The organism is Sulfurospirillum halorespirans DSM 13726, assembly GCF_001723605.1.
Lineage (GTDB): Bacteria > Campylobacterota > Campylobacteria > Campylobacterales > Sulfurospirillaceae > Sulfurospirillum > Sulfurospirillum halorespirans.
The window spans coordinates 293,519-313,320 of sequence record NZ_CP017111.1; the positions used below are offsets into that span (position 1 = coordinate 293,519).

At 42.3% G+C, this 19,802-nt stretch carries 15 protein-coding genes; 9 read left to right on the forward strand and 6 right to left on the reverse strand.

Features of this window, described 5'->3' with window-relative positions:
- Both SHALO_RS01505 and SHALO_RS01510 read right to left on the reverse strand, forming a co-directional pair.
- Positions 1–315, reverse strand: a complete 315-nt coding sequence (locus SHALO_RS01505) for a DUF309 domain-containing protein (protein WP_069477062.1) — start codon at positions 313–315, stop codon at positions 1–3.
- Positions 302–2,824: an EAL domain-containing protein gene (locus SHALO_RS01510; RefSeq protein WP_069477063.1), complete on the reverse strand. Its 2,523-nt coding sequence runs from the start codon at positions 2,822–2,824 to the stop codon at positions 302–304. Before SHALO_RS01510 ends, SHALO_RS01505 begins: the two co-directional genes overlap by 14 nt.
- A gap of 187 nt (positions 2,825–3,011) precedes the next feature.
- Between SHALO_RS01510 and SHALO_RS01515 the strand changes: the two genes are divergently transcribed.
- Positions 3,012–3,227 (forward strand): cold-shock protein, encoded by a 216-nt coding sequence (locus SHALO_RS01515; RefSeq protein WP_025343528.1) that lies wholly within the window; start codon positions 3,012–3,014, stop codon positions 3,225–3,227.
- Between the two features lie 3 nt (positions 3,228–3,230).
- Here SHALO_RS01515 and SHALO_RS01520 read toward each other — a convergent pair whose 3' ends face one another.
- Genes SHALO_RS01520 through SHALO_RS01530 form a run of 3 tightly spaced genes read right to left on the reverse strand, consistent with a single transcriptional unit; the run spans position 3,231 to position 6,032 of the window.
- Positions 3,231–4,400: a sensor histidine kinase gene (locus SHALO_RS01520; RefSeq protein WP_069477064.1), complete on the reverse strand. Its 1,170-nt coding sequence runs from the start codon at positions 4,398–4,400 to the stop codon at positions 3,231–3,233.
- Entirely contained in the window at positions 4,390–5,049 is a 660-nt protein-coding gene (locus SHALO_RS01525) for a response regulator transcription factor (RefSeq protein WP_025343530.1), read from the reverse strand. Before SHALO_RS01525 ends, SHALO_RS01520 begins: the two co-directional genes overlap by 11 nt.
- Positions 5,046–6,032, reverse strand: a complete 987-nt coding sequence (locus tag SHALO_RS01530; RefSeq protein ID WP_069477065.1) for a cache domain-containing protein — start codon at positions 6,030–6,032, stop codon at positions 5,046–5,048. The genes SHALO_RS01525 and SHALO_RS01530 overlap by 4 nt, the downstream gene beginning before the upstream one ends.
- 80 nt (positions 6,033–6,112) lie before the next feature.
- Here SHALO_RS01530 and SHALO_RS01535 point away from each other — a divergent pair, with 80 nt between their 5' ends.
- The 3 genes from SHALO_RS01535 (at position 6,113) to mnmL (ending at position 9,275) form a co-directional block, all read left to right on the forward strand.
- Entirely contained in the window at positions 6,113–7,108 is a 996-nt protein-coding gene (locus tag SHALO_RS01535) for a c-type cytochrome (RefSeq protein ID WP_069477066.1), read from the forward strand.
- A gap of 131 nt (positions 7,109–7,239) precedes the next feature.
- The gene (locus SHALO_RS01540) at positions 7,240–7,587 is read left to right on the forward strand and encodes a nitrous oxide-stimulated promoter family protein (protein ID WP_069477067.1); all 348 of its coding nucleotides are present in this window, start codon (positions 7,240–7,242) and stop codon (positions 7,585–7,587) included.
- Positions 7,476–9,275: a tRNA modification radical SAM protein MnmL/YtqA gene (gene mnmL / locus SHALO_RS01545; RefSeq protein ID WP_238585271.1), complete on the forward strand. Its 1,800-nt coding sequence runs from the start codon at positions 7,476–7,478 to the stop codon at positions 9,273–9,275. The genes SHALO_RS01540 and mnmL overlap by 112 nt, the downstream gene beginning before the upstream one ends.
- 50 nt (positions 9,276–9,325) lie before the next feature.
- Here the strand turns inward: mnmL and SHALO_RS01550 are convergent, their stop codons facing one another.
- Positions 9,326–10,186 (reverse strand): hypothetical protein, encoded by an 861-nt coding sequence (locus SHALO_RS01550; protein ID WP_069477069.1) that lies wholly within the window; start codon positions 10,184–10,186, stop codon positions 9,326–9,328.
- A 504-nt stretch (positions 10,187–10,690) separates the two neighbouring features.
- Here SHALO_RS01550 and phsA (SHALO_RS01555) point away from each other — a divergent pair.
- The 5 genes from phsA (SHALO_RS01555) (at position 10,691) to phsA (SHALO_RS01575) (ending at position 19,794) form a co-directional block, all read left to right on the forward strand.
- Positions 10,691–12,982, forward strand: a complete 2,292-nt coding sequence (phsA, locus tag SHALO_RS01555; protein WP_069477070.1) for a thiosulfate reductase PhsA — start codon at positions 10,691–10,693, stop codon at positions 12,980–12,982.
- A gap of 15 nt (positions 12,983–12,997) precedes the next feature.
- A complete protein-coding gene (locus tag SHALO_RS01560) occupies positions 12,998–13,570 on the forward strand; it encodes a 4Fe-4S dicluster domain-containing protein (RefSeq protein ID WP_025343539.1) in 573 nt (190 codons plus the stop codon).
- Positions 13,567–14,532, forward strand: a complete 966-nt coding sequence (gene nrfD / locus SHALO_RS01565) for an NrfD/PsrC family molybdoenzyme membrane anchor subunit (protein ID WP_069477071.1) — start codon at positions 13,567–13,569, stop codon at positions 14,530–14,532. The genes SHALO_RS01560 and nrfD overlap by 4 nt, the downstream gene beginning before the upstream one ends.
- A 129-nt stretch (positions 14,533–14,661) precedes the next feature.
- A complete protein-coding gene (locus SHALO_RS01570) occupies positions 14,662–17,463 on the forward strand; it encodes an EAL domain-containing protein (protein WP_069477072.1) in 2,802 nt (933 codons plus the stop codon).
- A 45-nt stretch (positions 17,464–17,508) separates the two neighbouring features.
- Positions 17,509–19,794, forward strand: coding sequence for a thiosulfate reductase PhsA (gene phsA, locus SHALO_RS01575; RefSeq protein WP_069477073.1), 2,286 nt, complete (start codon positions 17,509–17,511; stop codon positions 19,792–19,794).
- Positions 19,795–19,802: the final 8 nt, after the last annotated feature.

Sequence of the window (19,802 nt, forward strand, 5' to 3'; positions counted from 1 at the left end):
TTACATGTAAAGTACGTATTTGCGTAACAAAAGTGCCTGAGCCTCTTCGTAGCGTGCGGTGAGCGATGAAGGTGTTGAGGCAATCAGTGGGGCGTATTTTTCATACGTTTGCCACACGCGTAAAGCGCCCTCTTTTTTCCCTTTGCACGCCAAAGCTAAAGCGGTAGAGGCGTTGATCAGTCCTTTAAGGATTTTGGCTTCATCGGTGTGCTCTGGAAGTTTTTTCAAACGATGCCACTCCACTTCCAATACTTCGTGTCCTTCAACAAACTCATCACGTTCAACGACGTTCAAAAATGCTTCAATGGCTAACATAGTGACTCTTTATTTTTGTTTTTGGGGAAGGCTCATGCAGATAGAACCCTTGTGCAAAGTCAATGTCAAGCTCTTTGACTTTTTCCAAGATCTCTTTTTTATGAACAAATTCAGCTACGACTAAAATGCCTAAGTTTTTAGCAAAATGGGTAATCGTTTTCACCGTTGCATACGCATTGGCATCGGTGTCAAGGTTTTTAATCAGTGAACCATCGATTTTGATGAAATCCACATTGAGGCGCAGTAAGTATTCAAAGTTAGAATACCCTGCACCAAAATCATCAATCGCAAGCAAACAACCGTATGTGCGTATCTGTTGCAAAAACGTTTGCACTTCTGTGGAGTCTTCAATGCCCTCTGATTCGACGAGTTCTAGGGTGATGTGCCCTTGCAGTGTGGGGTATTGGTGCAACATATCCATCAAAAATGCCGTTGTTTCTTGGTTCATAATATCTTCTTTGGTGATGTTGATCGAAATATCACAATGCAGCTCCAAAGCGGCTCGCAACCCCTCTTGAATGACAAAACGCGTCAGTTGATCGTACAAGTGCATGCGTTTGGAGAGGTCAATAAAATGAAAAGGCGAGATAATGCGTCCATCGGTATCAATGAGGCGAATCAGTACCTCATACTTTTTGCGCGCGTTCTTCTTTACATGTAAAGGAACAATTTCCTGCAAAAAGATCGTAAAACGGTTCTCTTTAAGCGCACTCATAATGGTTTCATTCCACTGAATGTCTTTTTGCAAACGTTCTTCAAAGCCTTTATTGTCATCGTAAACCACGAAATTTTTGCGAGATTCGCGTGCCTCTTTCATGGCGATCTCCGCACGGTTGTAAAGATACCCAACCCCGTTGGCAATGCCAAAACGAAGGGTGAGTGGGTAATATGTCTGTTGAATGAAAAGCCCTTCATGCGAGAGAATGGCAAGAATGTGTTGGCATTCATTGTTAAAGGCTTGGTCAAGAAGTGGTGCGTCGCAAAAGAGGGCAAATTCATCGCTTTGGAGATGAAAGAATTGCCATGTTTTTGGCATAAGCTGTTTGATTTTAAGGGTTAAATGGCGCAGATAGAGGTCTCCAAAGGCTTGCCCATGCAGAGTATTGATGTCACGAAACCCACAAATATTAAGAATGGCTAAGTGCGGTGCTTGGGTGCGTTCAATGGCTTCAAAGAGAAACTTGCGACTGGGAAGCTCAGTGAGCTTCTCTTTGCGCAGGTGTTCCACTTGTTCAAACAGCTCACTGACATCGTAACGAATTGCAATGTACTCATGAATCGCTCCTTGCTCGTCAAATAGTGGCATAATCACCGATTTAACGTAGTAAGCACTGCCGTCTTTGCGGCGGTTTTTCACAACACCTTTCCAAGTATTTCCCTCTTTTAGGGTTTCCCACATCTCTTTAAAGAAGTTTTGAGGGTTGTCTGGATGGCGGACAATGTTATGGGGTTTGCCTAAAAGTTCCATTTCGGTGTAGCCTGAGATAGCCATAAATTGAGTATTGGCATAGGTAATAATGCCTTTAGCATCGGTTTTGGAGACAATCGTATTTTCATCAATCGCCTCTTTGTAGTGTTCTAAGAGGTGAGATTGTTTTTCATGCTCACAAATCAGATGCGCAATTTCACCCAGTTCATGTTCTTGACGTGAAAGTGCTGCAATGTAATTGAGATTGTGGCTTTTAAGTGCCATAGAGATGTATCGAATTGGTGTGAAGATAATCTTATAGGTAAGGGAATGAAACAGTACAATGCCCCCTAAAACAATGATAAATCCTGCAAAGAGTAGAAAGTTTTGCATTTCAGCCATAAAAAGAAGCATCGAGGAGGTGTAGTAAAAATCAAGATAACCGATCACGTCATCCTGCAAAGAGTGAAGTGGAATCTCAAAGTGCTCTTCTAAGGTAGGATGATCACTCGCAGAAAAAAGTGACGCTGTTCCAAGGCTCACATGTCCCATACTTTTTAGAAAAGCATCATCAAAAAGTCGTCCTAAAACCAAAAAGCCCTTTGGTTCACCCGTACGTTTCAAATCAGCCGAGGTATGAATGGGCGCTAAAAAAAATTGGATAAACGCACCATCTTCGTAGTGGTAAAATTCTTTAAAAGAGGACTTTGAGGCATCAAAAGAGGATAAATCAAAATTTATGGTTTGAACGTCGTTACTTTTATGGCGATAAACCAGCTTTTTAGAAGCATCAAAGATAAAAATATAATGAAGCCCAAATGTGGGAAGCAGAGGCTCTAAATTATCCTTGCTCCAGCTTAAATCTTGGGTGTTCACAAACGTTGCCATTTCATCCCAGCGCGAGTAGTTAAGGCTCATTTGCCTCAGAGGAGTCTTTTCAAGATTTAAGACGGCTTTGTAGCGTTCAAACACACTACTTTGCTCGTGTGCGATCTGTCTTTGCTCTTGCGTTTTTTTACTAAACCAGACACTTGTCATTAAGATCAGTGTGCAAGAGAGGATGATTGTGCTGTAAAGTGCATATGTTTTTGCTATTTTCATGTCTCAGTATAGTTAAAAGCGATTTAAATTTGCTTTATTTTAAAAAATAAGATACACTATTTTCCTAGAAAGATGAGGTTCGAGTTCATCTTTGGTAGTTTTTTGATACGTGACCTTTAGTTAGCATCCTAAAATACTCCAAAAATACTCAATTTTCTACTTTTCGATTTTATAACAGGAGCATACGATGGCTTTATTAGAGGGAACCGTTAAATGGTTTAACAATGAAAAAGGTTTTGGATTTATCCAACCAAACGATGGCGGAAAAGATGTATTCGTACACTTTCGTCAAGTAAATAGATCAGGTTATGGTCGTGTATCTTTGGCAGAAGGCCAAAAAGTCACTTATGAACTAGGCGAAGGTCCAAAAGGCCCACAAGCTGAGAACGTAACAGCACTATAATTTTTAGGAGGAGATTTTCTCCTCCTTTTCCTCTTTTCTAAACCAATAGCTAAATTCACTTCCTTTTTTCTCTTCTGATTGCACTTCAATCACAACACCATACTTATCACAAATACTTTTCACAATACTAAGCCCAATTCCAAAGCCACCTTTGTAGATGTCCCCTCGGTAATGGCGCTCAAAAATCTTTTCGACCTCCTTAATTCCCACCCCTTGATCTTTGACTTTAAAACAGAGTCTATCGTTGTCTGCGTTTAATGTGACTTCGATGATGGTTTGCGTGGGCGAATATTTGATTGCATTGGTGATATTGTTATCAATAATGCGTTGAAGCTCAATACGGTTGATGCGCACATAAAGTTGAGACTCGATGTGTGAACAAATCGTAATCTCTTTTGAAGCGCTTAGGGCTTCAAAGTACGCAATGCGATCTTCCAAAAACGTCGAAAAATTGAGTAGTTCGGTTGTGTAGGTGATCGTTTTGTTTTTGATGAGGTATTCCAAATCATCGTACAATGTTGCAAGGGTAGAGAGTGCCGCAAGGGTGCGACCGAGGCGTTTGTCTTTGTATTTTTGCACCAGCCCTTCGATATTGAGCTGCATAATGCCCAAAGGTGTTTTAAGTTCGTGCATCACATCGGTAAAAAAGAGATTCATACGCGTGGACGTTTCGATGTAAGGCTTGAGCAAGAGTTTCAAAAGAAGGTACGAAAAAAGTAACATCCCCATCAAAACGACGCCAATAATGACCAAAATATCAAAAATAACTTGCGAATGCGAGATCTCTTTTTGCACGATTAAATACTTTACATGTAAAGCATTTGAAGCCAGAGGATGTTTGTAAAAAAGAGAACTCTCATTGGTGACGAATTCATCGCTAAAGCTTGGAATAGGCTCTTCGATCAGTGAAAAAACGATGCGGTTGTTGGCATCTAAAAGCGTACTTTTAAAGAGGATGGAGCGTGGAAACAAGAAAGTTTTTTGAAGTGGCAAAATGCCTTGAATGGTTGCTTCAATCTCTTTGGCATAACTGCGCAGTTGCGTCTCTTGATTGACTTGGCTGAGGCGCAGTGAAACGGAGAGGTAATTTAAAATGGGAAATGAGACGAGTAAGAGCGTCAAGAAAGTGAGAATGATGGCGAAAATAAACGCATTTTTAGTCTCACTTTTCAATTTTGTATCCTATGCCTTTCGCAGTGATGATAAAATCCTTATCAGTCTTGTCGCGCAGTTTTTTAATCAGCATGCGTATATCATTATCGCCGACTTCTTTACCTTCCCAAACGTATTCGTGGATGAGCTCTGTGGAGATAAAATTGCCCCTATTTTTTACCAAAACAAAGAGCAATTTGCGTTCATAATTGCTGAGATTGACCTGCATCTCTTCAAACCAGAGGCTTTGGTCGTCACTATGGTAGGAAAAACCATGCGTGAGGGGAATGACATCGAGTGTCGTATGCAGATGGTAACTTTTGAGCGTTTGCGAGACACGGTATTGAAGCTCTTTGAGTGAAAATGGTTTACGCAAATAGTCATTACAGCCAAGTTCGTACCCCAAAGAGAGGTTGTTAATGTCCGTCAAAGAGGTGATAAAAATGATCGGAAGATCGAGTTTTGCTTTACGAATCTCTTTGAGGATTTCATAGCCGTCCAGATGCGGAACTCGAATGTCCAAAAGGGCAAGATGATACTGCTTTTCAAAGAGTGCATCAAGCGCAACAAGCCCATCTTCAAAGGCATCAACTGCATAGCCCATCTCTTCCAAAGAGTCTTTGATACTCTCATTATAGGTGTGGTCATCTTCCAGCAGCAAAATCTTCATCGAATCAGTACTTCACGTTTCTGCGAGTCTTCAATTGCAGGCTCCAAGGTCTTTACATGTAAAGGTGTTGCGCGAGGGGTGAGGGAAGCTCGAAGGAGCAACGACTCTTTGAGCAAGGACTCTCCAAACCAAATTCCAATGTAACCTACCTGTTTGGCTTCGATGTCAAACAGCGGCGTAAAGCCAAACAGGGCATCGTTAGAGCGCGCAAACCCTTTCTCCAATGTTGAGGTCGAGATGATGGCATTTAAGGCATTGATGCACCCGCTAGGACAGCTGTTGCTCACAATAACGTAGTTATCGATTTGGGTCAGCTCTTTCATCCATTCACCAATCTCTAAAAGCTCTTTGTCCATCAAAATCACAAAATTGATCTTTTTAGCGTTCAGCTTTTGGGCGATTTCATCAAAACTGATGATGATTTCCAAAGAGCCGATAAACTCATTTTTAGCATAAATCGGGCAGAGTGCTTTGATGTTGAGACGTTTTCCTAGCTCAATCGCCACCAGAGGCATTTTGGTTTGATGCAAAAGTGTTATGCCTTTGCGAAACGTGGAGAGATCGTCGCCATAATCATCAAAATCCCAGCTTCGCACGTACGCCTTTGCCTCTTTGGTATGGAGTTGCACTTCAAGGTTTTCAATCTGTAAATAGTGTTTGATTTTAGAAATTTCGCTCTGTAAGGTTTCAAAAAGTAACGCACGATCGTTTTTAAGGTACCCCTCTTTGAGTGTCTCATTTTGAGAGAGCATTAGCGCGATGCTAAGGGCGAGTTGTTTTTCATGGGAAATCAGCTCTTGGGTGAGGCCTAGCACACTCTCCACACTGTTTTTGGCATCTTCGATGTAAAGGTTGTGGTTAGCGCGATAGATCAAAAAGCCAAGGGTAAGGATGAGGACGAAAAAGAGTCCAAAAAAGAGTGCAAATGCACGAAATGTTTTGATGGGAAATCCTTTGTAATCATTACGTGAATTATAGCTCAAAAGGGCGAAGTGAAAATTGACGAAAAATTGACGTAGAAAAACTATGATGGTGGTTATAGAAAATTTTAAGGAGGTAAGAGATGAAAAAAGTATCGATTCTTGGAATGGCACTACTACTTTTGGGTGCAAGCGGGCTTTTTGCATTTGATGTGGCGGAGCTTGCTAAACGCTCAGATAAAGGGTTTAAACCGGTTGTGGTGAAAGATTGGAAGGCGCCTGATGAGAGCACCATTCCTAATAATCTTTTTGGAGAGACCGTGCGTTATGGAAAAGCACTGGTGCATGAAACCTACAAATACATCGGTCCCGAAGTTGCGGATGCTAAAATGCGTTACGCGGGTAACAACCTCGCCTGTTCTTCGTGTCACCAAGATGCAGGCACCAAGCGATGGTCAGCACCTTTTATGGCAACGTTTGGAACGTTTCCTCAATACCGTAATCGCGATGAGAACATCGGTAGCATTGAAGAGCGTGTCAATGGGTGTATGAATCGCAGTATGAATGGCAAATCGCTTCCTGAAAATGGAAAAGAGATGCGTGCTATCGTGACGTATATGTACTGGTTAGCGCAAGGCATTCCTGTTGGAGCCAAAGTCGAAGGCGCTGAGTTTCCTCAGGTCAATCGCAAAATGGTCATGAGCCAAGCGGCCGATCCGATCAAGGGTGAAAAAGTGTACAAAGAGCATTGTGCTTCGTGCCATGGTGAAAATGGAGAAGGCGTGAAACGTGAAGGCAAAGCCAATGGATACGAGTTTCCTCCACTTTGGGGCAAAGATACGTACAATACAGGTGCTGGAATGTACCGTGTGCTTCGCGCGGCAGACTGGATCGTAGCCAATATGCCTTTGGGTGCGGACAATCACAACCGTATTCTCACCGACGAGCAAGCCTACAATGTCGCAGCGTACATCAATAATTACGATAAACCACGCGACGTCAAAGCCAATCGTGAAAAAGATTTTCCTGATCTTAGCATGAAAGTGCCTGATAGCGATGTTGGACCTTATGATGATAACAAAACACGTCACCAACACAAATTTGGTCCGTACAAAGGGATCATTATTCCTGCAAAATAAACACCCTGTGGCAAATTTCGGTTTGCCACAGACTTCAACTCCTGCTTTAAAAATTGACACTGCTTTGCTGTAATAACGTTAGGTTTAGACTATTTCTTTATAATACGGTATAAAATCAGAAAAGAGCCTCCATGACCAAAGAAAAACTCATCTCCGACACGCAAACCTTGCACCGTTTTATTCAACTGCATTGCGACAAAAAGCATCACGATATTCCCAAAAAGAAGGGCGCTTTGCAGGTGAGTTTTAAAGAAGAGTCCTTGTGCGATCTTCCCTATCATATCTGCGAAGAGTGCGAGACGCTTTTTCTCTACGCGTATGGCAAACTGAAAAATTGTCCGCACGAAAATAAACCGAGTTGTCGCAAATGTCCCGATCCGTGTTATGCAAAGCCGATGTGGAAAAAGATGGCGAGCGTGATGATGTTCAGCGGTATGCAGTTTGGACTGACCAAAATACGCAAAATCTTTTCCAAATAATGCTCCCCTACCTCAGTCACAAAGCCTTTATGCGCTCGCATTACGGCGAAGCACTGTTTAGCATTCCTGTCAATTTAGAGTTTGGTTGCCCTAACCGTGAAAAAGATGGAAGTGGCGGCTGCTCTTTTTGCCCCGAACATGGAGCGCGTGCAGCGCAGATCGCCGATGCAAAGAGCGTGGAAGAGCAGATCGAAAAAGCGCTCTTATTTGCCAAAAGACGGTACAAAGCCTCGTCATTTGCGCTCTACATTCAAGCCTACACAGGAACCTTTGCTTCGTTGGTCACGCAAAAAGAGGCGTATGGAAAACTGCTGTCGCTCTATCCCTTTCGTGCTTTACATGTAGGTACACGTCCTGATTGTCTCAGTGAATCGACGCTGGAGTATTTGCGTGAATTAAACCAAAAAATAGACGTCGTGGTCGAACTAGGCGTGCAAACTTTACACGATGCAAGCTTAGCGCACATGAATCGAGGACACGATGCCGCCTGTTCGCTGGATGCGATTAGACGTTTACATGTAAAAGGGTTGAAAGTCTATGCGCATCTCATTATCGGCTTGCCAAATGAGAATTTAGAGATGTGGAAACAGAGTTTGAAAGGCTTGGTGGACGCGGGCATTGATGGCATTAAATTTCACAATTTGCATATCATCGAAAACACCGATTTGGCGCGCGAATTTTCTCAAAGCCCTTTTGCACTTTTAAGCGAGTACGAATACGCCGAAGCGCTCATCGAGCTGTTGCGTTATGTTCCTTCTACCATTCCCATCTTACGCCTTGCAACCGACACGCCAGCGCATGAACTCATCGCTCCAAAATGGCACATGGCAAAAGGGCAGTTTGGCGAATACGTCGCCCAAACGATGCGTTATCGTGGTATCAAACAGGGCGATTTGGTTGAATCTAAGCGCGAAGAAAGTTATGAAATACCACAAAAAATCGATCTAAAAGATGGAAGTTCGACTTTGTGGAGTGAAACGTACCATGATTATTACCATCCCAAAGCAGGTGCGTACATACAAGCCAAAGAGCTTTTCATTGAAAAATCAGACCTCAAAGCACGTCTTGAAAAAGGCGACGTGAACCTTTTAGAGATCGGTTTTGGGATGGGTTACACCACCTTTAAAGCGTTAGAATTAGCCCAAACCTTAGCCAAAAATCGTTTACATGTAAACGCCATCGACCAAGACCGCATGCTCTTAAAAACGGCTTCTGCCATCGTCCCCAATACTTTACATGTAAAGATGTTGAACGCGCTTTTTACATGTAAAACCTACGAAGATGATTTTGCGAGGATCGACTTCCACACTATCGAAGCGCGCTATGGTGTCACACTTTTAAGCGAGACATTTGATGTCATCTTTTTAGACCCCTTTATCGAGAGCAATAACGCTTCGCTCGTCACGTTAGAATTTTCCCAAAACCTGCGAAAACTGCTTAAACCAAATGGCGTTTTGGTCACCTCAACCGCTTTACATGTAAGCCAAATCGGACTCACTCTCGCAGGCTTTGACGTCAGCGTCGCCAATGATGAAAACAGCGACATCAAAGGTGTTGTCGCCAAACATTCTACGGCTTCAAAATCGTTACATGTAAAAGAGCCGTACAGCGATCCTTATGGTGTTTGGAGTGATAAAATGATAGAAAGTGAGCATCAAAAAGTCTTTACATGTAAAGGCAAAAGTTAAAAGTTTAACCCTTTAGTGTAGTTAGATTACAGTCTCTTAATTTTTGAAATTCATTCTTTATATAGCGGATATTGTTTTCCAAAATATTTACATGCTATGTAACTTGTGATATTTGCGGCTAAGTTATGGTTACTATTGTCTTTTGCCAGCTCATCATAAAAACTAGTATGAAAATGTTGTCCAATCTTTTCATTATTTCTAAAAAATTCTAACTTAACGCTCTTCATCCTTGCCATGACTACAGTCGTATCAAATCTTCCAGTTTGTGGTTTATCTGGGAACGATATTTGTATAGTCAAATCATCCCCTTTGGGAATAGAGAGTTGTTGGAAATTATCTCCAACAATTTTTTGAAGTTTAATAAGCTCTTTATTATCGGTAGGCACAATTTCTATATTTGCTGAATTAAGTTTACCATTGAACCCAAAAGTAGATGGAATTTCATTTACTTTTTGCTTGATTTGTGAGCGAGGATATCCTCCGACACCCGAATTTGTTATATCCATATCTGATGCAGTTACATTTTTCATTGGGTGTGCAAGATCTACAATTTCTTTTGTTCCTGCTAGCATATTTTTACATGTATAATAGCTCATTGTTGAAATATGATCTTTAACGGTAATCCAATGTAAACCTGGTTCTACTTGGAAGTAAAGGTAATATGAAAATGACAAAGATTCATAAATAGATGCATTGTCATCAATAAAAATAGTGGCACTTGTCGTATATAAAGCTCTACTCATAAAGAGAAAAAGATCAACTTTTTCTGGATTACTTACTGTATCACTTTTGTAATCTTTAAGGTTGACAGTTTCTTTTGGCATTCTAGCATCACTTATAGCGGCAGCTATACAGCCTGTAAAAAGAAAACTAATGAGACAAAATAAGCTTGATAATAATAATTTTTTCATATTTTAGCCTTAGATTTGACGTTTGTATTCTTGATTTATCTAAGAGTAACTAGATATTACTTATATAGTTATTAAAATTATTTTATATGGGCAACTGGTTATTGTAATATTCTTTACAAAGACTATGAATTTTAACCTTTCTCTGTTAATATTAATGCTATAGAAATGTTATAGATCAAATTTTAGCTAAATTTCGTCTGCAAATCTTTACATGTAAAGATTTTTCACGTATCAAAAAACCAACCATCCTTTTTATTCTATGAAAAAAAGCTTTATTTGTAACGCTTACGACTTCTTTTTAAACAAAGCATCTTTACATGTAAACGTAAAAACATCAAAATTTACGTTATTTTTACGTCATATAATGCCCTCAAGTACGCTAAAAAGCCTATTTATCTAAAATCTTCTACAAAAATAGTATTTAAAAGTCGTCTTTAAAGTTTACATAAAATTTACATAGCTTTTCTAAGATACCACTATGAAATCTTATGAAAAGGATGAAAGATGACTCAAATGCTTAGCCGAAGAGGATTTTTAAAACTCTCTTCTACTGCAGCGGCCGTTGCAAGTCTCTCTTCGATACCAGGGACTCTTGGGGCGATTGAAGAGAGTAAAAAGCACTACAAAGGTACTACGAAGTTTACACCGAGTATTTGCGAGATGTGTACGAGTTCGTGTACCATTGAAGCGCGTGTGGAAGAGGGGAAGGGAATGTTTATTCGCGGTAATCCTGCGGATAAAAGTCGAGGTGGCAAAGTCTGCGCTCGTGGTAGTGCAGGGTTCAATCAGCTCTACGATCCACAACGTTTGGTCAAACCGATTATGCGTGTGGGTGAGCGTGGTGAAGGAAAGTGGAAAGAGGTCAGTTGGGACGAAGCATACACTTTCATAGCCAAAAAACTGGATGAGATCAAACAAAAACATGGAGCACATACGGTTGCATTTACAGCGCGCAGTGGTTGGACGAAAACATGGTTTCACCATTTAGCACAAGCGTATGGTTCACACAACCTTTTTGGGCACGAAGCGACCTGTCCACTCGCGTATGGTATGGCAGGTAAAGATGTATTTGGCGCAGGCGCTAACCGTGATTTTGCGAAAGCGAAATACATCATCAATATGGGCCACAATGTCTTTGAAGGTATTGTTATCTCTTACGCTCGTCAATACATGGATGCCCTTGCAAACGGTGCAAAACTGGTAACTTTGGAGCCAAGACTCTCTGTCATGGCAGCAAAGTCAACCGAATGGCATGCGATCAAACCAGGGCACGATCTTCCGTTTGTTTTAGCATTTATGCACACACTGATCCATGAAAATCTTTACGATAAAAAGTTTGTTGAAAAGTATTGTGAAGGCTTTGAAGAGCTTAAAGCGAGCATTGCAGAATATACCCCTGAAAAAATGGCAACGGAATGTGACATCCCTGCTGATACGATTAAACGATTGGCACGAGAGTTTGCAAAAGCGGCTCCAAAAGCGATCTTTGACTTTGGTCACAGAGTTACTTTTACACCACAAGAGTTGGAACTTCGCCGCGCGATGATGATGATCAACGTTCTTGTGGGTGCGGTGGAGAGAGATGGTGGTTATTACCTCTCTAAGGGAGCAGATTATTACAACCAATTTATTGGAGAGGGTGATCCAAAAGCCTTTAAACTTAAAAAACCAAAAACACCAGCGTATCCAAAAGTCGAAGTACCACGCATTGACCGCATCGGTGAGAAAGACAGTGAATTTTTCCTTGCAGGCAAAGGTGAAGGCATCGTTACATTGATTCCTCATGCGACACTGACAGAACTTCCAGGGGTTGGTTATAAACTGCATGGATGGTTCATCGCACGAAACAATCCTGTTATGACACAGTCCAATATGGAAAATGTGATCAAAGCGATTAAAGCGATGGATTTGGTGGTGGTTGTGGATATTCAAGTCTCCGATACCGCATGGTACGCCGATGTGGTACTTCCAGATACGACTTATTTAGAAAGAGATGAAGAGTTTACTGCCAGTGGTAGTAAAAATCCAAGTTACGGGGTCGGTCGCCAAAAAGTGGTTGAGCCAATTGGAGAGAGTAGAGCACCATGGCGTATTGCTAAAGAGCTCGCTGAAAAAATGGGACTCAGTGCGTATTTCCCTTACAAAGATATTGAAGATTATCGTTTGCAACAAGTGGGTGATAACATTGATTTACTCGCTAAACTTAAAGCGACGGGTTCAGCTAGCTTTGGTGTGCCTTTGATGCTTCAAGAGAAAAAGAGTGTGGCTGAGTTTGTGAAAAAATTCCCAAGTGCCGCAGTCAAAGTGAACGAAGAGGGAACGATTGATTTTCCACAAAAAATCCAACTCTTTAGTAAAAAGCTTCAAGAGATCTCCCAAAAAGGTGGACTGAGCTACGAGCCTTATAAGTACAAAGAAGCCGATGAACTCTATTTCGTCAATGGCAAATCAGCGGTGCGCTCAAACAGCCACAATGGTAACAACGCATGGCTTAACAACCTTTTGGATGATGCAGCCGTATGGATTCACCCAAAAACTGCTGAACGTCTCGGCATTAAAAATGGTGACAAGATCGATGTTTATAACAAATACAGCACTCAAAAAGGCAAAGCGCTTGTCACCAAAGGGGTAAGAGAAGATACGATCTTTGCTTACTTCGGATTTGGTCACATCAGCAAAGAGCTCAAACGAGCTTACGGCAAAGGTGTTAACAGCAATTCGCTTTATTCGCCTTTGGTATCGCCAAATTCAGGTATGAACCTGCATGTCGTTGGCGTCAAAGTCAAAAAAGCGTAAGGGGAGGAGAGAACAATGGCAAAAAAATATGGAATGATCCACGATAACAATCTTTGCATCGGCTGTCAAGCGTGCAACGTTGCGTGTAGATCGGAAAATCAAATACCAGAATCCGTGTACCGTTTACAAGTATGGGTCAAACAAGAAGAGTACCCCAATGGAACGCTTGGCTATGAATACCACCGCCAATCCTGTGTCCAATGTGAAAACACACCGTGTGTGAGTGTTTGCCCAACTAAAGCGTCTTATGTCAATGACGAGGGCATCGTTTTAGTCGATGTTGATTTGTGTGTGGGCTGTTTGTACTGTGTTGCAGCGTGCCCTTACCAAGCGCGTTATGTGCATCCAATTACCAAAGCGCCTGACAAATGTACTTTCTGCCATGAATCACGATTGGCAAGAGGTGAAGAGCCAGCGTGTGTCACCGTGTGCCCAACAGACGCACTTATTTTCGGTGATCTCAATGATCCGAAAAGCAAGATCAATAAAGCACTCTCAGAGCGCGTCACGTATCGTCAAAAAGAGTCTTTAGGCACTCAACCAAAAATGTTTATTGTACCAAACCACAAAGGAGGGATCAGATCATGAATCAGATATGGGGCTCAATGGAGCAATACTCAACACTCGTATGGCATTGGCCAATTGCGATCTATCTCTTCTTAGCAGGTCTTTCAGCAGGTGCGGCGATGACGTCGTTAATCGTTAAATGGATAGAGGGTAATGGCAAGCCTCCTTGGGATGGTCTTATCAAAGCAGGAGCAATTCTTGCACCTGTGACGATTTGTTTAGGTCTTTTCTTGCTTATTTTTGACCTTACACGACCGCTTATGTTTTGGAAATTGTTGATTCATTACAACTTTGGATCGGTTATGACACTGGGTGTTTTAGCGCTTTTTATCTATACACCGCTCAGTTTTATCTATACAGCCATCAAATTTAAACCGTGGTTGTTTGAAACAGGACCGTTTGCAGGACTGCTCAAACCGTTCCGTGGCATTATTGAGAGTATAGGCGATAATCCTGCATGGTTGGAGAGAACACTGTTTTTGTTTGCGGTGATCATCGGTATTTATACAGGATTCTTGCTCTCCGCAATGTACAGTTATCCGTTGTTTAATACACCGTTATTGCCGATTCTTTTCTTGGCGTCTGGTCTTTCATCGGGTGTGGCAGCGTCTATTCTCTTTGGACTTCTTTTCTTCAAATCAGAAGTAAACGAGAAAAATGCTAAATACCTCCTTGAACTCGACCTTCGGGTTGTGCCAATGGAGCTGTTACTTCTTTTTGCTCTCTTTGTGGGTATGTACTTTCAAGGTGGCGATAAAGCGATTATTGCTATTCAAGCGATGACAACAGGTATTTGGGCGTTTGTTTTTTGGTTCGGTGTGATTGGTGTGGGCATTGCTACGCCACTTCTTATCGCCGTTACAGCGCTTAAACACCATGCGTACCGCGTAGGGTATATTTTACTAAACTCCGTGGTGGTTCTTATCGGTGTTATCTTCTTACGCCTTTACATTCTCTACGCAGGACAAACCTTCGTAGGATAAGCTTTCATCCTAAAGCTCCCTTTTTTAAGGGGGCTTGCCTTCTTTTTATGTTTCACTTTGTAAAATACTTCTTATAATAATTTTTTATTAGGGTTTTTTACATGTAACACTTCAAAATAAGGTAACAGAGTGAAGTTAGTTAATTATACATACGAAACACTTGATGCATTAGAGCACTTTTCACGAACCTATTTTAGACCGAACGAACATCTTTTTATCCAGCTTTTCTGTGGCAATACAGACAAAGCAATCCTAACCGAAATCCTCCATTTTCTCAAAAAAACGTTTCCCAAATGTGTCATCATTGGTGCAAGTACGGCAGGCGAAATCAAATCGGGTCGCATCAAAACAGGTACCATTCAAATCAGCTTTTGCCAGCTTGAAAAAAGCAGAGCCAAGGCCTATTATTTTGAAACGGTAAACTTTGAAAGTGGTCAAAAAGCGGCTGCAACGATTCTCGAAGAGGATACCAAAGTGTGTATAGCCCTTGCACATCCTTTTGGCGAGGATGACAGCGAAGATTTTGTGGAAGGGTTTAATACACTCAAAGCCGATATGCCCCTCTCTGGCGGCAATGCAGCGGATGATTTTTTCTTCCAAAGTGCATTTGTTATTTATGAAGAGCAGCTATTTTCCCAAGGCATCGTGCTCGTAACTCTAAGTGGAAAAAGCTTACATGTAAACACCAATTACTCTCTTGCATGGACGCAAGTTGGTAAAGAACTCAGCATTACTAAAGTCGATAAAGGCACCATTTACGAGATCGACCATCAGCCGATTCAAGAGGTGTATCAGCACTATTTAGGAAAGGATGTGATTCAAAACCTTCCGAGCAGTGCGATGGAGTTTCCCTTTGTCAAAATCTCAGATGATGTTGATGTGTGTCGCTCTCTGATTAGCGCTAATGGGGATGGTTCATTAACCTTTGCAGGGCATTTTGAAGAGGGTGAAAAGGTACGGTTTGCGATTGGCAATATCGAAGCGATTATTGACAGAGCTATTGTGATGCAAGATGAGATCAATGAAAAACCCTCCGACGCTATTTTTATCTATTCGTGCAGTGCGCGCAAACTGTTTCTTGAAAAACAGCTCAATTACGAGTTTGGACTCTTACAGCAAATCGCTCCCACAGCAGGCTTTTTCACCTACGGAGAATTTTTTCACTCACACCATAAAAACCAACTGCTTAATGTGACTACAACGGTCTTGGCGCTGGGTGAATCGGATTATATTATCACCCATCCTTTGGGTGAAAAACCAGCCCTTAACTGCTCCACACTCAAATCCCTCACCCATTTGGTCAACACAACGCAACATGAGCTCGACGTCAATATCAATTTTTTGAACCAGTACAAGATGGCATTAGATGAGTGTTGTATTGTCTCTAAGATGAATTTGGAAGGGGAGCTTACCTATGTGAGTGAACCTTTTTGTGAGGTAGCAGGGTATTCACGCGAAGAACTTTTAGGTCAAACACACCGTATGTTTAGACCAAATGACGCGGATATTACTATTTATACGACACTTTGGAAGACACTGAAAGCGAAAAAAATTTGGAAAGGAATTGTTCAAGGTGTCGATAAAAAAGGAAAAATACATTACTTACAAAATACAGTCATGCCTATTTTTGATGAAGCAGGCACTACACTAGAGTACATCTGTGCCCATTTTGACATTACCGATCTGATTTTGAAAGAACAGTTGATCGAACAGCATTTTAAAGACGAGCTCACAGGGTATGGGAACCGCGAAGCCCTCTTTCATCGCATGCGTTTGGATGAGAGTGCGAAGCTGTTGATTTTGCTCAATTTAGTCGAATTCTCGGAGATCAATGACTATTTAGGGTACGACGTCGGTGATGAACTTTTACAACAAGTGGCGCATTTTTTAGTGGAGACTTTTGATGGTCATCCTGACGTTGTTTTTCGCATTAACGGCGATGAATTTGCCATTTTGTTGATGGATCAAGATCCTAAAAGTTTCCGAAACGTGCGCGATAAAGTCAAACGCTTGATTCATCATTTAGAGAAAAAAGTCTTCACTATCAAAGGTTATGAAGTTGTGGTAAGGCTGAATGTGGGCGTTGCTGAGGGAAATACCGACGCGATTTACATGCAGTCACACATTGCCCTCAAAGAGGCAAAAATGGAGCATAAAGCGGTGGTGTTTTATGACATTAATCCAGCTCTCAAAGCCAAAACAGAAGAGAACCTTCAGGTCATTCACAAAATCCGCACGGCGATTGAAAATGACCGAATTGTTCCCTTTTTTCAAGGTATTTACGACAATGAACTGCGTAAAATCACCAAATACGAAGTGCTGATGCGTCTGCAAGAAGAAGACGGCAGTTATCTGAGTCCTTACTACTTCCTAGATCAAGCAAAAAAGACGAGGCTATATGAAAAATTGACCAAAATCATGATTCACAAATCGTTTGAATATCTGAAAGATTTTGAAGTGGATTTTTCGATCAACCTGACCAAGGGCGATATTTTATCGCTTTCGGTTAAAGAGTGTTTGTACGAAGCGATCAAAAAATACAACTGCGCACACCGCGTTATTTTGGAGATCGTCGAGTCTGAGGGCATTGAAAATTTTGGCGAAATTACCGCGTTTATTCATGAAGTCAAAAAGCTAGGATGTCGCATCGCCATCGATGACTTTGGTACAGGTTATTCCAATTTTGCCTACCTTACAAAGCTTGAGGTCGATATAATCAAGATTGATGGCTCTTTGATTAAAGATATTGACACCAACGAAATCAGTGCCATGACCGTGGAGACCATCATCTCGTTTGCGCAAAAAATGGGCTATACGATTGTCGCTGAATTTGTCGATCGTGAAGCGATTCAAGAGAAGCTTTTGGGTTTACATGTAAACTTCTCGCAAGGCTACCTTTTCAGCAAACCAAGCCCTACTATTTCGCTTTAAAGCCAAATTATCATAGAATAATAACAAACTAGGAAAGGGCGAAGTATGGCATATCTCCAAGCGCGAAGAGACTTCTTAAAACTCGCAACAACGGGTGCAACTGCAACAGTGTTGATACCTGGAAGCTTGGGCGCTTTGGGCGAAGTCGCACTTCGGGGCGAAGATAAATTTGTTCGCTCCATTTGTGAGATGTGCAGTAGCAGATGCCCTATGGAAGCACGCGTCATCAATGGCAAAACCGTCTTGCTTCAAGGCAATGCCTTTGCCAAAGAGATGGGAACCTCTTTGTGTGCCAAAGGCGTTGCCGGCTCTTCCCAACTTTACGACTCCCAACGGCTTGTGAGTCCCTTGATTCGCGTGGGAAAACGTGGTGAAAATAAGTGGAGAGAAGCGAGTTGGGAAGAGGCATTAAACCTTGTCTCCACCAAACTCTCCGCGCTAAAAGAGCGGTATGGTGCGCGTAGTGTCATCTTTTCGTCTAAAACAGGTGAACATTACGACCTTTTGCGCTCCTTCGCCTCGGCGTTTGGTTCCCCCAATGTCTTCTCCCATTGGAGCTCCTGTCCCATCGCCATTGAGAGTGCGTTTACGCAGACCTTTGGCGAAAAACTTCACCGTGATTTTGAAAATGCGACGTACATTCTCAATTTTGGGCACAACCTTTTTGAGGGCTTAGACATTCCCCTTACCAAAGCGATGGCACATTTTTGCGCCAATCCTTCTAAAAAATTGGTGGTGCTCGATCCTCGCTTTTCCATCATCGCAGCCAAAGCCGATGAGTGGCATCCCATCAAGCCAGGCAGTGATCTTGCCTTTGTTCTTGCGCTTTTACATGTATGGATCAGGGATGGCAAATTCGATCATACTTTTGTTGAACAGTACACCATTGGCTTTGATAATTTAGTGGATGCAGTCAAAGAGACAACGCCTCAATGGCAACAAACACTCAGCGGTATTGACGCCAACGTGGTAGAGCGTATCGCCTCCGAACTGTACGCGGCAGCGCCTCGGTGTATTATTGATTGGGGGCACAAAGCGACTACGACGCAGGCGGAGTATCAGCGATCGCGGGCGATTTTGATCGCCAATAGTTTGATGGGCAATGTGGAAAAAGAGGGCGGTATCTATTTTACAAAGAGTGCAAAGCGTGTCAATGCACTGGCAAAAGAGAGTATTGTTCCCGAATTAAATAACCCATATCCTCGTCCACAGATTAACGAACCACGCATCGATGGGGCAGGAGAAGAGGGCGCGTACCGTTTTGTCTCAAAACAACACGGTGTTTTAACCTCGATCCCTGAAGCCATACTCTCTCAAAAACCGTATGAAATTAAGGGATGGTTTTTAACCCGTCACAATCCGCTCATCACCGTAGCCGATCCGCAAAAGATGAAAGAGGCGATGGAACAGCTTGAATTCATCGTAGTCAATGATATTTATCTCTCCGACACCGCTATGATGGCAGATGTCATCTTGCCTGAGTGCACCTATTTGGAGCGCGATGAGGGTATTAGCACGCTTACATGTAAAGTTCCCACCTATGCCATGCGAAACCGTATAGTTGCTCCTTTGCATGAGAATAAAAGTGCGATTGAGATCATTCGAGCATTGGCGGAGCGTATGGGATTTGGAAGCCATTACGCGTGGAAAAACAGTAGTGAGCTTCGGGCATTTCAAGCCAAAGGCAATGCGGAGCTTTTACAAACCTTGCTCTTGCGGGGTGTCGCGTCGTTTGATGTGCCATATTTTTGTGCGCTTGAACCCTCTTTGGTGGAACGTTTTTGTGAACGCTACCCCAAAAGCCGTGTTTGGGTAGATGCACAGGGCTGTTTTGGGCATCTTTTGGAGCATCTCAAAACACCTTCGGGAAAAATTGAGATCTATTGCGATGCCGTTGAAAAAGTGTTTAAAGGTTATGGCGTGCCCAGAAGTGTTGATATGGACGTCACACAAGGATTTCCTTATGTGCTCACCAGTGGTAAAAGTGCGGTGCACACCAATGGGCACACGCAAAATGTTCCCTACCTTGCGATGCTCCTCTCTTCCAACCCCATTTGGATGCACCCCTCAACCGCAAAGGCGCATGGACTGAAGATGGGCGATACCTTTTACCTTCAAAACGCTATTGCTAAGGAGAAGGCGACCGTTTTTATCACCGAGGGCATTCGCCCCGATACACTGTTTGCCTACATGGGCTTTGGTCATGATGCACCTTCTCTGAAACGAACCCATGGTAAAGGGACAAACCCTTCAACGTTTCTCTCCTTGGAGTCTGCACCGCTTTGTGGCGCCATGATCACCAATGTTGGTGTGAACATCATCAAGGCATAGGACACAAC